This is a genomic window from Candidatus Binataceae bacterium, from assembly GCA_035294265.1.
Lineage (GTDB): Bacteria > Desulfobacterota > Binatia > Binatales > Binataceae > DATGLK01.
This window is the reverse complement of sequence record DATGLK010000110.1, coordinates 25,210-39,136: the sequence shown is the minus strand read 5'-3', so window position 1 is coordinate 39,136 and position 13,927 is coordinate 25,210. Positions and strand designations below refer to the sequence as shown.

10 protein-coding genes are annotated in these 13,927 nt (G+C 58.7%); 4 read left to right on the top strand and 6 right to left on the bottom strand.

Annotated elements, in window-relative coordinates; all coding sequences use genetic code 11:
* Window positions 1–200 precede the first annotated feature (200 nt).
* Window positions 201–1,808 carry an efflux transporter outer membrane subunit gene (locus tag VKV28_17585; GenBank protein ID HLH78615.1) on the top strand — a complete coding sequence of 536 codons (1,608 nt, stop codon included), beginning with the start codon at window positions 201–203 and terminating at the stop codon, window positions 1,806–1,808.
* Between the two features lie 482 nt (window positions 1,809–2,290).
* On the opposite strand, the gene glgP is transcribed toward VKV28_17585, so the two are convergent.
* From glgP to VKV28_17565, 4 genes are all read right to left on the bottom strand, one after another.
* Window positions 2,291–4,828, bottom strand: a complete 2,538-nt coding sequence (gene glgP, locus VKV28_17580) for an alpha-glucan family phosphorylase (protein HLH78614.1) — start codon at window positions 4,826–4,828, stop codon at window positions 2,291–2,293.
* A 4-nt stretch (window positions 4,829–4,832) separates the two neighbouring features.
* Window positions 4,833–7,025, bottom strand: a complete 2,193-nt coding sequence (glgX, locus tag VKV28_17575; protein HLH78613.1) for a glycogen debranching protein GlgX — start codon at window positions 7,023–7,025, stop codon at window positions 4,833–4,835.
* 72 nt (window positions 7,026–7,097) lie between these two features.
* Window positions 7,098–8,093: a potassium channel protein gene (locus VKV28_17570; protein ID HLH78612.1), complete on the bottom strand. Its 996-nt coding sequence runs from the start codon at window positions 8,091–8,093 to the stop codon at window positions 7,098–7,100.
* A gap of 284 nt (window positions 8,094–8,377) precedes the next feature.
* Window positions 8,378–8,689, bottom strand: a complete 312-nt coding sequence (locus VKV28_17565) for an Rrf2 family transcriptional regulator (protein ID HLH78611.1) — start codon at window positions 8,687–8,689, stop codon at window positions 8,378–8,380.
* A 112-nt stretch (window positions 8,690–8,801) separates the two neighbouring features.
* Here VKV28_17565 and VKV28_17560 point away from each other — a divergent pair, with 112 nt between their 5' ends.
* From VKV28_17560 to VKV28_17550, 3 genes are all read left to right on the top strand, one after another.
* The gene (locus tag VKV28_17560) at window positions 8,802–9,338 is read left to right on the top strand and encodes a hemerythrin domain-containing protein (GenBank protein ID HLH78610.1); all 537 of its coding nucleotides are present in this window, start codon (window positions 8,802–8,804) and stop codon (window positions 9,336–9,338) included.
* Between the two features lie 294 nt (window positions 9,339–9,632).
* Window positions 9,633–9,992: a ferredoxin family protein gene (locus tag VKV28_17555; protein ID HLH78609.1), complete on the top strand. Its 360-nt coding sequence runs from the start codon at window positions 9,633–9,635 to the stop codon at window positions 9,990–9,992.
* Window positions 9,993–10,168: 176 nt separating this feature from the next.
* Window positions 10,169–10,684 (top strand): PAS domain S-box protein, encoded by a 516-nt coding sequence (locus VKV28_17550; protein HLH78608.1) that lies wholly within the window; start codon window positions 10,169–10,171, stop codon window positions 10,682–10,684.
* An 813-nt stretch (window positions 10,685–11,497) separates the two neighbouring features.
* Here VKV28_17550 and VKV28_17545 read toward each other — a convergent pair.
* A complete protein-coding gene (locus VKV28_17545) occupies window positions 11,498–13,288 on the bottom strand; it encodes a hypothetical protein (GenBank protein ID HLH78607.1) in 1,791 nt (596 codons plus the stop codon).
* Between the two features lie 163 nt (window positions 13,289–13,451).
* Window positions 13,452–13,652 (bottom strand): hypothetical protein, encoded by a 201-nt coding sequence (locus VKV28_17540; GenBank protein HLH78606.1) that lies wholly within the window; start codon window positions 13,650–13,652, stop codon window positions 13,452–13,454.
* Between the last annotated feature and the right edge of the window lie 275 nt (window positions 13,653–13,927).

The window sequence follows — 13,927 nt, the reverse complement described above, 5'->3', positions numbered from 1 at the left end:
AAGGCTCGGGTAACGGTGCGAGCGTGAAAAGGCGTTAAATCAAAAGGTATGGGTTTTGCGACCTGACTTTACAGCGCGGCCCAAGGTGAAAGCGGACTGAAAGACCCCCGAAGCGCAACGGCGACTTTGATTGGCCAAGGATGGCAGCAGGCATCGGACCTCACTGCACTCAGTTAGATAGGTGACGAGAAAAATCGGGCATGAATTGTCCCCATCTCTGCTCAAAAGCCGGCGAAAAGAAACTTTCCATGAACGGCCGAAAACTGAGGAGACCAAGAGCGTTCGGGCGGTCTCAAATCGGTGCCGCCCTTGTCTTCTTGCTGGCGGGCTGCGCCGTCGGGCCCGATTTTGTTCGCCCCGCGCCACCTTCGGTCACCGCCTATACCCCGAAAGCGAAATTGCCGGCGTTGACGGCGGGCGGCAGCGAACCCTCCCAACGTTTTTTGAGCGCTTCGACGATCCCCAATGCTTGGTGGCAGCTTTTCCATTCAAGGTCGCTCGATACGGTGGTGCGAGAAGCAATCGCCAACAGCCCAAGCCTAGTAGCGGCTCAGGCCGCTTTCGCGCGGGCGCATCAGGCGGTGCTCCAGGCTGAGGCCCCGCTTTATCCCTGGATGGACTTCACCGCCATGGCCGAACGTCAGCGATGGGGTCTTCCGATGGGCCTCGGCTTTTCTCCCAGTAAACTCTATGCCTTCAATTATTACGCGTTTGGTCCTACCGTGAGCTACTCACCCGATCTGTTTGGCCTCACCCGCCGATACATCGAAGAGCAGCAAGCGACGGCGCAGAGTCAAGCATATCAGCTTGCTGCGGCCTATCTGACCCTTACCGGCAACGTAGTGGCCGAAGCGCTTACCATCGCTTCGACCCGCCTACAGCTTAGCGTAAGCCAACAGATCGTGGCCGTGGACGAGAAGAACTTGGAGCTCGTGCAGTCTGCATTTGAAGAGGGCCGAATCGCCAAACCTGACGTGCTGCTTGCCGAGAGCCAACTATCCAATGATCGGGCCTTGCTGCCGCCACTGCGCCAACAACTGGCGGCGGCCCAGGACGCGCTCACCATGCTGGTCGGGAAATTTCCCGCGCAATGGGAGGCGCCCTCATTTGCCATGTCCGACTTTACCTTACCCGGTGAACTGCCGGTCAGCCTGCCCTCCGCCTTGGTTCGCCAGCGCCCGGACATCCTGGCGGCGGAGGCTCAACTCCACGCGAGCAGCGCGGCAGTCGGGGTGGCAACGGCCCAGATGTACCCGAACATCACCTTATCCGCCTCCTTGACCCCCGCGGCACTAAGTCCCAACGGCGCGTTCTTCCAAGCATCGAACCTCTTCTGGAGTCTAATCGGAGGCGTTACCGTACCGGTCTTTCATGGTGGCGCGCTCCGAGCGCAAAAACAGGCAGCAATCGAGCAGCTTCGGGCTTCGTTCGCGATCTACCGCCAGGCCGTGCTGCAAGCCTTCCAACAGGTCGCTGACACCCTGCGCGCCCTGGGCCACGATTCCGAACTCATCCACGCCGAGCGCCGTGCGGTCGAAACCGCGCACAATTCACTGGCTCTTCAACAGGAGAGTGACGCGCTCGGCAAGACTGACATCCTGCAACTGCTCGACGCGCAGCGCAGCTATCACCAGGCGGAGTTGGGCTATGCACACGCCTTGGCGCAGCGCTACCTGGACAGTGCTCAACTGTTCGTGGCTATGGGTGGTGGGTGGTGGAAAGACACCACCCTTTGCGGTGACTGCGCCGATCGAGTCCGCTTCGAGGCATGGCCTGCTCAGACTGTTGAAATTTCGCCTTCGCGATAAAGGCCATAAGCGCATGGTTGGAAGCGACATGGCGCGGGTCAATTAGTGCGAAGCCGTCGGGCGTGGTGCCAGCGAACACCCGGTAAATCTGCCGTGTCGAGGTTGGCCAGCGGGCTATTTCCTACGAGCACCCGGAGGGGTCCGATGAAGGGAAAAGGTCATCCATATTCGCCTACCTCGCCTAAACCGCCAACATGCGAAAGACGCTCGACCGCCGCCGCTTCTCCAAAGTACGACTGCCTGTGCCATAACCAGATTCACGGCACTGAGTTGATTTCTTGACCATCGACAACTCCTTCTCCCCAAGCCAGCCTCGGCCCGCATCTTGCCCGGACTATCGCACTGCTAGCCCATCGCCAACCGCCCCCAGAGTCTCGCAATCATGATGTTGCAGCACGATCGCGTGCGCGATGAATCAGATCTTCGGTATCTGACGAGTGCGACGATAGAATCGCAGCCCAGACCATCGCTTGCGCGGCGACTCAACGGAACCACACAATCTGACGGGCCTCCAGCGGAACGCTTGCCTCCGGATGGTATGGTACGACGCGCGGAGTGTACTGATCCGCTGAACGGTCCTTCCCCACCGATGCTTGATAGGTCCAACCGTTGACCGCGCCCGTGATGGCCTCAGCACGTACCATTGGCACACGTACCAACGAAGCGCCGTCCAGTTCGTCCGCGTAAAGCTCTACTGCCACCCCCTCGGGGTTCATTCCTCCCAGGTATACCTGGACGCGCACGAGGCGTTGAGCTCCACCATCCTGCACAAAGAGGTTTCCGAAGCGAATCTCTGACCAATGGTTACTAAGCGAGTTATGCCACTGCTCGATACGACTTCCCAGACCTCCGTTATCGGCCGTGCGACGACGGTAACGTTGTGCCGCCGGAAGGTAACAACGCTGGGTATATTCGCGAACCATACGATTGGCTGAAAAGCGCGGTGCAAGGCCGCTCATGCTGGCGCGCACGCGGGCGATCCACCTAACCGGTATTCCGCGCGCGTCCCGCTCGTAAAAGGCTGGGACAATATCCTGTTCGAGAAGGCGATAGAGTTCCTGCGCCTCCCGAATGTCCCATTGCGGGTCTTCATGCTCCTGCCGGTCACCCAGCGCCCAGCCGACCTCGGGCGCGTACGCTTCCGCCCACCAGCCATCGAGTTCCGATAAGTTGAGGCCGCCGTTGACCAGGAGCTTCATTCCACTGGTGCCGCACGCCTCCCAAGGGCGTCGGGGGGTGTTGATCCACAAATCCACCCCTTGCACCAGTTCAGCGGCGAGTGTCATGTCGTAGTCTTCAAGAAAGATCACTCGGCCTCGCACTTCGGGTCGGCGCGCATATTCAACCCACTCGCGAACCATACGCCTGCCTTCTTCATCGGCCGGATGTGCCTTGCCAGCCACAACTAGTTGCACGGGATTGACGTTGTTGAGAATGCGAGTCAGGCGCTCAGGCTCCAAAAGCAGCAGATTTGGACGTTTGTATCCCGTGAATCGGCGGGCAAAACCAAGCGTGAGCGCATTGTAGTCGAGGTGGTCGGCGGTCCTCAGGCCCGTGCTGTCACCCAGCGCCACACGATGACGCTCGGCCCGCCGCCGCACCGCATCGACGAACGCGCGTCTACTGTTCATGCGAAGCGTCCAAAGCGCGTCGTCTCCAAGGCTGCCGATAGCATCTTCAACTTTCTCAAGCTCCCCCATCCAGCGGCCTTTGCCGCAGCTTTCAGTCCACAAGGCATCGGCCGCGGCGGAGTCCCACGACGGGACGTGAATGCCATTGGTGACATATTCGACCGGTACTTCGGCCTCCGGCCAGCGGATAAACAATGGTTGGAAGATTCGACGGCTGACCCGTCCATGCAGCCGGCTCACCGCATTCGCGCTACCGCAGCCACGCAAGGCAAGGTATGCCATATTGAAGGGTTCGCTCGAGTCCTCCGGATTGACACGGCCAAGCGCCAGCAACTGTTCTAAACCGATTGCGGCCGTGCGGGCATAGTCCGCGAAGTAAGCAGTCATCAGATCCTTGGAGAAGCGATCGAACCCCGCCGCCACTGGGGTATGCGTAGTGAAAACGTTTCCAACTCGGGTACAACGCAAAGCGACTAGAAAAGAGCACCCTGTCTGCTGCATAAAATCACGGGCTCGCTCAAGCGTCACGAAGGCGGCGTGACCCTCGTTAAGATGGCAAACCTCGCAACTTATCCCCAATTCTCGCAGTAAACGCCAGCCACCGATCCCCAGGACGATCTCCTGCTGCAGCCGCATCTCTGCGGCTCCGCTATAGAGTTCGCCCGTGATGCCGCGGTCCACCGGCAAGTTGAGAGGATCATTGCTGTCTAGTAGATAGAGCGTGATGTTTCCGACCCTAACCTCCCAGCCACGTAAATAAACCTGTCTTCCCGCCAGTTCCACTGCCACGCGCAGCCACTCACCTTTGGCATCGCGCACTGGAACTACCGGTAGCATGACCGGATTGTTATAAGGATAAATCGCGAGCTGACTGCCATCCGGTCCAATTGTCTGGCGAAAGTAGCCCTGCTGATAGAGCAGGCCCAACCCCACCAGTGGAACACCCAAGTCGCTCGCCGTCTTGAGATGGTCTCCCGCGAGGATCCCCAATCCACCGGCGTAAATCGGCAGCGCCTCGCTCAAGCCGAATTCCATACTGAAGTAGGCAACCGGCTTGAGCTGCTCCGCGCCGTGCGTCGTGGTAAACCACAGTTGACGTCGCGCAAAGTCCGCTCTCGACTCCTGTAGCCGGCGTAATTCCGCCATGAACGTGCTGTCGCGAGCCAGTCCCTCCAGGCGTGCCAGCGATACGCTCTGCAGGATTAGCCACGGGTTGCCAGTCGCCTCCCAAAGTTCGGGAGAGACTTTTTCCCAGAGCTGATCGGCTTCATGATTCCAACTCCAACGCATGTCGAGGGCCAACTCGCTCAATGCTTCCAGGCCTTGCGGCAGCGCTCGCGGAAGATAGTGCTCGGCCGCGTTCCGAATGCTTTTTATCCGATCTGTCATCTGCTTACCGTCGCGTCGTCAGCACTACCAGTGAGCGCTCTGCAAGATTTATTTTCGACCCGGCGAGCTGCGGTGCGGTATCGCCGGCCACGATATCCTCGGGAACCGCCGCAGCGGTGTCGATGGCACGCCACCATCGCGTATTCTCCGGGGGCGGCGGGACCCGAAACTCCACCGGCTGCGCTCCAGCGTGGGCCAAAAAGCACAGTGAAACGCCGCGCTGTTCCACGTCACGGATCATACAGCCGACGGTGGGATCAGGCGCGTTCCAATTTGGATATGCGCCCGAACGATCAAACCATATGACATCGTCTGCCGTATAGAACTTTTCGCGCGACAGAACTTGATGAGACTTGCGAAAGAAGATCAGCTCCCGAACAAAACGTAAAAGCTCGCGGTTACGATCCAGTAAACGCCAGTCGTACCAGGAAGTCTCGTTATCTTGGCAATAGGCGTTATTGTTGCCGCGCTGGCTGCGACCAAACTCGTCGCCACCAAGCATCATTGGAACACCGCGCGAGAGCATCAGTGTCGCAAGTAGATTCTTGGCCTGCCGCAAGCGCATGGACTGAATCGCCGGATTGTCGGTCGCTCCCTCGGCGCCATGGTTCCAACTGTAATTAGCGTCCGTGCCATCTCGGTTGTCTTCGCCGTTTGCCTCATTATGCTTGGTCTCGTAGCTCACCAGATCAGCCAGCGTGAAGCCATCATGGCAGGTGATGAAATTGATACTATTGAGCGGCTCCTTGCCGGTCCGCTGGTAGATATCGGCGCTGCCGCATAACCGACTGGCAAAGGCCGCTGCCATACCGCTGTCCCCCCGCCAGAAACGTCGCACATCGTCGCGATAACGGCCGTTCCATTCCGACCAGCGCCGGCCAGGAAAGCTCCCGAGCAGATAGGCGCCGCCAGCATCCCACGCCTCGGCAATAAGCTTTACGTCGCGCAAAATAGGTTCCTCGGCGATTCGCTCCAGCAGCGGCGGGTTGCTCGCGAGATTACCTGACTCATCGCGCCCCAGAATTGCGGCCAAGTCGAACCGAAAGCCGTCCACATGCATCTCGATAGCCCAATAGCGCAGACAGTCCAGGATGAACTCGCGCACCACTGGATGATTGCAATTGAGCGAATTGCCGCACCCCGAGTAGTTGCGGTAGCGGCGCCCACCGTCGGCGAGCAGGTAATAAATTGGGTTTTCCAGCCCGCGGAAGCTAAGCGTCGGGCCCAGCTCGTCGCCCTCGGCGGTATGCGTTAAGGCGATGTCGAGGATCACCTCGATGCCAGCAGCGTGAAGCGAGCGCACCATCTCCTTGAATTCCGTGACTTGGTGTCCAGATCCGCTCGAGGAGTAGCTCTCCTTCGGCGCGAAAAAATTTACACTGCTATAGCCCCAATAATTGCGCAGGCGCTCGCTAGTGAGCGGGTTGTAGCGGCTAATTTCGTTCTCGTTGAATTCCTGTACCGGCAGCAGTTCGATCGCGGTCACGCCCAGCATTTTGAAATACGGGATCTTCTCGATTACGCCGCGGTAGGTTCCGGGGTGCTTCACTGCGGACGACGGATGCACGCTAAGGCCACGCACGTGGGTCTCGTAGATAATCGTCTCTTCCCAAGAATGCTTGAGCGGCCGATCGCAGCCCCAGTCAAAGGCGCGATCGACCATTATTGCCCAGCACGCCGTTGCGCCATCATCCTCCCGAGAAAATGAAAGGTCCTTTTCCGGCGATTTGGGATCGTAACCAAACGCGCGTTCGAAGTCCGAAGAGGCAACCCCACTCAGGGCGCGAGCGTAAGGATCGACCAGTACCTTGTGATGATTGAAGCGGAATCCCGCTTGAGGCTGATACAATCCATCAACCCGATACGCGTAGTATTGCCCCGGACCCACGCCTTGCACCCAAACATGCCAAATATCTCCGGTACGATGTTGTAAAGGGTTAAGGTGAACAATTCTCGGCCGGTCGGCGCCATTCGATAATGGGTAGAGCAACAAATCTACGGCACTGGCATGGCGGCTAAACAGGGCGAAGTTGACTCCGTCACCGACCGCGTGTGCGCCAAGGGGCAGCGGGTCGCCAGGCATAATCCCGGCGCCAAGATCAGGCCCAGCGACCCGAGCTGGCATGCTGGTATCAGATGGCGCCATTTTCGTTGTCGGCTTTGATCTTCTATTAGTGTCGCTGGTCTTGTCCCTCATACTGCATTTTCTTTTGATTTCTGGTCCGACGGACAGAGCGATACAAGAACTAGTCGCTGCCAGAAGCGTCGCTCAATGCGTGGTGGTTTCGGCGAGCTGACGCAGGCTGGCGCGATTGCCGATCGCGACCAGCAGATCGCCGGGTGCGATCACGGTTTGCGAATCGGGGATTAGCGACAGCCTACCATTGCGCCGCAACGCCACAATCCGAAGCTGCGGATGGGCGTGCTCGAGCTCGCGGATGGCGCGGCCGAGGATCGGACTGAGCTGAGGTACACTGATCTCCTCCAGGTCGATTTCGTCGCCTCGCCCTGGCATTACCAGCTCCAAAAAATCGACCACCGAGGGGCGCAGGATAGTGGTTGCGACGCGGAAGCCACCCTGCTGGTAGGCGGTCACCACCTGGTCAGCGCCCGCCAGCGTCAGACGGCGGTGAGCTGCCTCGGTTTCGGCTCGGGCATGAATCCGAATCGCGGGATTTTTCTCCCGTGCCGACAGTGTGATGTAAACATTGTCGGCGTCCGAGCCAGTTGCCGCGACGAGCGCGCGGGCAGTGCCGATGGCGGCTTCGTCCAAAGTCGTATCTTCCAGCGCGGAGGCGTTGAGAAAGGGAATATCGAGCCGGGCCAATTCGCCGGCACGCGCCGCGTCGGGATCGATCACGACCAACGGCACGGAATTGCGCCGAAGCTCCTCGGCCACGGCGCGGCCGAAGCGGCCAAAGCCGCAGATAATTACATGCTGGTGGAAATGTTGAATCTTGCGATGCATCGCAGTGGCTCCCAGATGTTCCTTAAGGCGGCCTTCGATCAGCAACTCGGCAATCACCGCGAGCAGGTAAAAGGAAGTGCCCACCCCGGTGACGATGAAGATAACCGTAAAGATCTTGCCGGCGGCGTCCAGTGGTCGCACTTCACGGTAGCCCACCGTCGAAACTGTGATAACCGCCATGTACAGTGCGTCCAGGGCCGAATAACCCTCGAGCAAAACATAACCCGCCATCCCGACCAACGTTACCAGCACCATTCCGGCGACGGCGAAGACGAAGCGTCTGGCCGGACTACTCATGCGAGTGGCTGTGCCGCCCTTCCCAACGCCTCCAGGCGTCGCTAAGGAGCCAAATAATGCTCACGCTTGGCACCCGCGATACGAACAACAGGCTTTTCATGACCAACAGGATAAAGCCAGATGAAACAATTATCCAAGAGGAAAACTTAATAAGCAGGGAAATTATAGACGGATAAAAACGCGTCGGTTATCGCTGAATTGCGCAAGCTCGCTCCGAGGACCTAGCGGGAAGTAGGAGTTACGCTGCTGTCTTTTGTGAGCAATCAATTGGAGCGCGCTCATGTTCACTCGCGATTCGAAGCCGTCGCGAGAATTGTCGCCAGACGTGCTCGCCGCTCAAGCAGATCCGCAAGGGTGTAACGGTCGAGCGTGGCAGAGAAGTTGTCGCACGCGGCGCGAGCTTCGGTAAGGCCGCAGAAATTCGCGATCACGCTTCGGTTGCGTTCCCAATCGAAGCATTCCACCGCCCTTGTGCACCTCAGCTTGTATCGCACAGCCTCGTCGATGTTGACTTTGGCGTGCTTGCGCGCCAGTTCGATGCCGCCGCCCTTGCCGCGGTGACTCTTGATGAAACCGCCGCGTGCGAGATTGTGCACCAGCAAGTTCTTGCGATGGCCCTTGACCGCTGCCGGTGAAGATGTACACTAGATACAGATTTAGGCTGCACCCCGTAAAGGTAACGGCGAAGAACGCCGGAAGAGCAGCAACATGAACATTTTGCCTGAGGCAATCCGCAAACACCATCTGAATTTGGCCAAGACCTTAGAAGGGCACGTGCAAGCAGTCGGCGGCGACGGGGCGCAGATGCAGCGTGACGCCTTGGTCGCGTTCCTGGAGAAGGACCTGCTGCCTCATGCCCACGGCGAAGAACGGCACTTATACCCGCTGGTGGACACCTTAGTCCAAAAGTACGGCAAACCGACCGCCACGATGGTGGTCGATCATGAATTTATCGCCGCCTACGTCGCCAAAATCGAGAAAGTCGCGCAGGAGCTTGCAAGTGCGACGGCTAGGGATCAGCGCGGCCGTCTTTTGCGCCGGTTACGGGGCCTTGCCCTTCGGCTTGATGCGATCGTGGAACTTCACCTTGCCAAGGAAGAACAAATCTATCTGCCGCTCATCGAAGAGCGCGTAGGTGAAGAGCGGCAACGGGCGGTGCTTCGCGCGATTCACGATGCTTACGGCAAAGACAAGGTTGTCGTTACGAAGAGGAATTCTTCCGGCGCTGAAGGCAGTACTCGATGAAGAGCAAGTACAGAAGCCGCTCGCAGATCGCCAGCGTGCGATCGACGCCGCGCGACATCTCGTGCCGCTCGTCGCGCACAACGCGCTTACCAAGCAAAGCGCACAAGCGGCTGACGCGCATGCACGCAGCCTCCTTTCACACGCCTTTACGTGCAACGGCCTCTCGATTATTTCCGAACTATCTATTGCCGGAGCAAACAATGCAGCGGGTTTTAAACATGCGCGACCGATCGGCTCTGGCGATTTGCTGCCTTAACACGAGCCGCCACCCTACTCAATCTCAAAGAGATCAACATGCCTTGGGTAATAACACGACTTTGTATTGACTGTCTCGATACCGGATGTGTGAGTGTTTGTCCGGTTGATTGTATTTATGAGTATACAGGAGACGATCGGCAGCACTTTCCTAATCAGCTTTACATAAATCCCGACGAATGCATAGAGTGCGGAGCCTGCGAACCCGAATGCCCCTGGCAGGCGATTTACGAAGAACCCGCGGTTCCTGAACCATTTCGCAGTGATGTCGCGCTCAACGCCAAGACAGTCGAAGCGCCCGATCGGTTTCGAATCAAGACATTTGAGGACAAGCCTGCTCCCACTCCGGAGCAGGTAGCCAACAACAAGCGCAAGTGGCAGCTCGTTTCGGACAAGTGAACGTCGATTGGTAAGGAATCAAGACAAACGCAGCGTGAATACGTACGCTGGGCTAACCACCCTGAGGTGCTGTTGATGCGTCTGTGGTCATTTATATTTCTGAATTATGCTCGCGGATAGGCACCTAGACGAGAGGTTATCGGAGGCCACTCACTTATCGGAGGCCACTCACAGTGATGGAAGACAATCATGAATGGTTATGCCAACAGATCGTCGACAATGCCAGTGATGCGATCATTTTTGCCGATGGCGGCGGGGTGGTGCGATTGTGGAACGGCGGCGCCGAAACAATGTTCGGTTTTCGTGCCGAGGAAATGGTGGGGCAGTCGCTGGACCGGATTATTCCCGAAAGCCTGCGCGAGCGTCATTGGGTAGGATACACCCAGACGATGAAAACGGGGCGCACCCAGTACAACCGGAATCTGTTGGCGGTACCCGCGCTTTGCAAGGATGGAACCCGTATTTCGATCGAGTTTACCATCGCTCTGATCCGAGGCGCGGACGGCAAGGTGTTGGGGTCGGTCGCGATTGTGCGCGACGTGACGGCCCGGTGGAACCGAGACAAGGAGCTTAGGAAGCGGCTTACAACCCTTGATGCTCAGGTGAAGAAGCTCAGCTCAGAACCGATTTCATTAGCCGCCGATAGCGCGGCCGATGATGGATGCCCGGACCGATTGTCACTGTTGCGGTGAGGGATGGTGGCGGGCGTTAAGTAGATGAGATTACATTAGCGAAGGAGTTAACAGGTAGGCCCCTGTGTGCGGCCGCAGGCGCGATGCGGCCAGTCAAAATTATTGTTGCGCTGCTGGCGGAGCTGCTGCGCCTTGGCTGGAGCTTGCCGGCTTTTTCAACTTGGGCTCTATATCGACCATGGTTTGCTGATGGTCTGCGCCTTTCTGGAGTATTCTGATTAGTTTGAAGCGCTTTGTAGCTCCACCGGCCGTGTTGATGTTAGTTGGCAATACCGTGCGCTCAATCGCGATGGCACCGTTTGGACGGAAGCGGCGCGCAGGCGCATTGGCATCGGCGATGCACGGCTGGAAGGGCTAGTGCTATGCACCATAGCAGACCCGCTTTGGTCTTGTACGAACGGATCGAGATTGCTGAACGCGATTGGCTCATCTGTGGGCTTCTCTGGATCGCGATCGGAATACTTGGGGCGAGTCCTTTAGGCATGGTTGCTCGTGTGGGGCGAGGGCTTTTCGCTTTCACTCTCGGTATTCACACGACTCAAGCCGTATATGTGGCCTTTCGCGCTTGGGCGGCGGGACTTGGTGCGCGGAGGTGGTTTCTCAGAACGATGGTGCTTGGTGCGTTTGCTCTGCTGGCGGTCGAGGCTTATCTCCGCGGAGTGCCCCGTAGGAGGTTGTTGAAGTGAACTATCGATGGTTCGTAGCGGCATAGTGTGCTGCACCTCCGTGCGATCGTGATTTGGATAGGAGGCATAGCGGCAGTCACCACAGTAATATTTCCGACTATGCGGCGGACAGATTCCTTCCTGACTTTTAGGGCAGACAGACCGTACTCCCCTGCTGCAAACAAGCCACGTTTGGTGTCAGCACGGGTCCCGCTACTCCGATAAATTCCGTCACCCCGCCAAACGTACCCGCTGCCCCGGCCTCGTTGGTTACCCAAACATCGCCGGAAGCGTCAATTGCAAGGCCGAGTGTGGCGCCCATGCCCGGACCAGTGAAACCGCCCGACGGAGATAGCGAACAGCCGGTGTCAGTGGGGCCGGGTGCGGAAGGACAGGAAGCGGGTGGCGTGTTGCCGCCTACTAGCTCGATGAGACTGACCCCGCCGTGCGTTAACCAGGCCTCGCCCGACGAATCAATCGCGACCGCGTAGGGAGAATTCAGACCGGTGTCATAACCGCCGCCCGGAGAAATCGGCACACCCGAGGAGCTGAACTCGCTGACCGTCGTGCTGGGGCTACTGACGCTTCCACCGTTGGCGACCCATACGTTGCTCGCAGCGTCGAGGGCAAGAAATTGCGGACCGTTCAAGCCGCCGCCGCTGAAGGGGGAACCCGACACCGGGCTGCCCGAAGAAGTGAATTTGCTCAGCGTAGCGGGGCTGATTTGGTTGCTTATCCAGAGAGCGAGCGAACCATCGATAGTAAGGCCAAACGACGAGCTGAGCCCACCTCCCGTGAAACCAGTCGCCGGCGAGATCGGGCATCCGGTATCACCCGTACTTGGCGGAGAAGGGCACGAGGCCGGCGGCGTGTTACCGCCCATCAATTCGCTAACGCTGCCGCTCACCCCGTTATTTGCGATCCAGACATGGCCCGAGGCGTCGATCGCGATGCCGAGCGGAGCGTTAATACCGCCACCCGTGTACCCCACGGAAGGCGATAACGGGGTCCCAGCCGAGTTGAATTCGCTGACACTGTTGCCGCCGTTGTTGCTTACCCATGCGTTGCCAGCGATGTCCAGCGCGATAGCCTGGGGTCCGTTCAAACCCCCGCCTGTAAACCCAGTCGAGGGGGAGATTGGTGTGCCTAAGGGATTCAACTCGGTCAGGGTGTTGCCACCCGAGCCCCCGTGCTCGTTAACGACCCAGGCGTCGCCCGCAGCGTCGATCGCCACCGCGTCAGGGTAGTTTAGACCGCCGCCAAGATAGTTCAGCGCGATTGTAAAGGCCGCGGGCGAAGCTGCTAGGGCGGGTTGGAAGAGACTCATTCCTGCGGGTGGCGTGATCGCGAAAATAGCTGCCACGTTTCGGGCTGGACTGCTCGCGATCGCGTGAGCCGCAGCCAGCGTCGTCGTGGTAGCGCCGGCGGCGCCCAATAACGCGCTGCATTGCGGCGAACTTGGACCGTTGGTGTTGATGCAGGAGGCCAGGATGTTGGCAAGCGTGTCCAGCCTCTCCAGTCCATCGCAGTTGACCGCCGGAGAACCGCTGCTGCAACTGGCAACGGTGGCTCCGGTATTAGCCCAAAACGCGGCCGGGATACCGGTATTGCCGCTATTGCCCCCTGATGACATGTAGCTAACCACCAGGTCCTCGGTCGCAAGTGTCACTGCGTTGGATATACCAGTTGCATTGGTCGACGAGGTTCCCACGACCGTGCCAGTTGAATCGGTAAAGCGGGCCAGCGCCCATTCGGCCGCAACGGTGGTCAGTTCGTTGACAACAACGAAACTTGCAGCAGTGAGGCCATTGCACGGCCCCGTCAGGGCAATCAAACCTATAGCTGAGTTGCTGCCAACGCCAGTGCTGCCACCGCTGGCTACCACATATGTTGGATCGGCACCGGCCCCGGTCGGACAGTTGGCGGGATTAAAGCTCAAACTGAACGCCCCGGAGCTGTTTGATGTTCCCTGCGCCAGCTGGAGCGCATGTGCGCCGTAGCATGACACGCCGCTGCAGGTAGTCGCTGCCGGACCCATGCTGTACAGCGTTACGGTCGAACCGCTCACGGGATTTCTGCCGGCGCTGCTAAGAACCTCGCCGTTAAGTGAGACCACAGCCGGCGTTGCGGTTGGCGTGGGAGTAGCGGTTGATGTAACGACCGAGGTCGGCGACGCGGTGGCTGTGGAAGTCCGGGTCGGGACCGCGGTTGGAACTGGCGTCGGACTCGGCGGTGCCGAAGGCCCCGAACCCGATGAATTGCAGCCCGAGATCGCGCCCAACCAGATGACCAGCCCCAGCCATACGCCAGCACGGCACCCTTTCGAGAAAACCGACATACCCTGGGCCTCCTTGTTTGGATTACAAAGAGACGATTCCGTCAATCGCGACTTTTAGGCGTCGGAGTGCCAAAGCTACTTCTTTTTTGCCGAATGGAGCTATAAGCCAAAAAGTGTCGTAGTACAAGGTTTAGCCGCGCGAGCCGCCCGGCTCAGCCGGTTACCTGTACAGGCAAAGCGCCGGCTCGAACCGGCTGAGTTCGAAGTTCGCTGAACAAATAATCGTTCAAATCGCTGACG

Excerpts from the sequence above, each read along its gene's own strand:
- VKV28_17585 (HLH78615.1), top strand. The coding sequence starts at position 201 with ATGAATTGTCCCCATCTCTGCTCAAAAGCCGGCGAAAAGAAACTTTCC.
- glgP (HLH78614.1), bottom strand. The coding sequence starts at position 4,828 with ATGACAGATCGGATAAAAAGCATTCGGAACGCGGCCGAGCACTATCTT.
- glgX (HLH78613.1), bottom strand. The coding sequence starts at position 7,025 with ATGAGGGACAAGACCAGCGACACTAATAGAAGATCAAAGCCGACAACG.
- VKV28_17570 (HLH78612.1), bottom strand. The coding sequence starts at position 8,093 with ATGAGTAGTCCGGCCAGACGCTTCGTCTTCGCCGTCGCCGGAATGGTG.
- VKV28_17560 (HLH78610.1), top strand. The coding sequence starts at position 8,802 with ATGAACATTTTGCCTGAGGCAATCCGCAAACACCATCTGAATTTGGCC.
- VKV28_17555 (HLH78609.1), top strand. The coding sequence starts at position 9,633 with ATGCCTTGGGTAATAACACGACTTTGTATTGACTGTCTCGATACCGGA.
- VKV28_17550 (HLH78608.1), top strand. The coding sequence starts at position 10,169 with ATGGAAGACAATCATGAATGGTTATGCCAACAGATCGTCGACAATGCC.
- VKV28_17540 (HLH78606.1), bottom strand. The coding sequence starts at position 13,652 with ATGGCTGGGGCTGGTCATCTGGTTGGGCGCGATCTCGGGCTGCAATTC.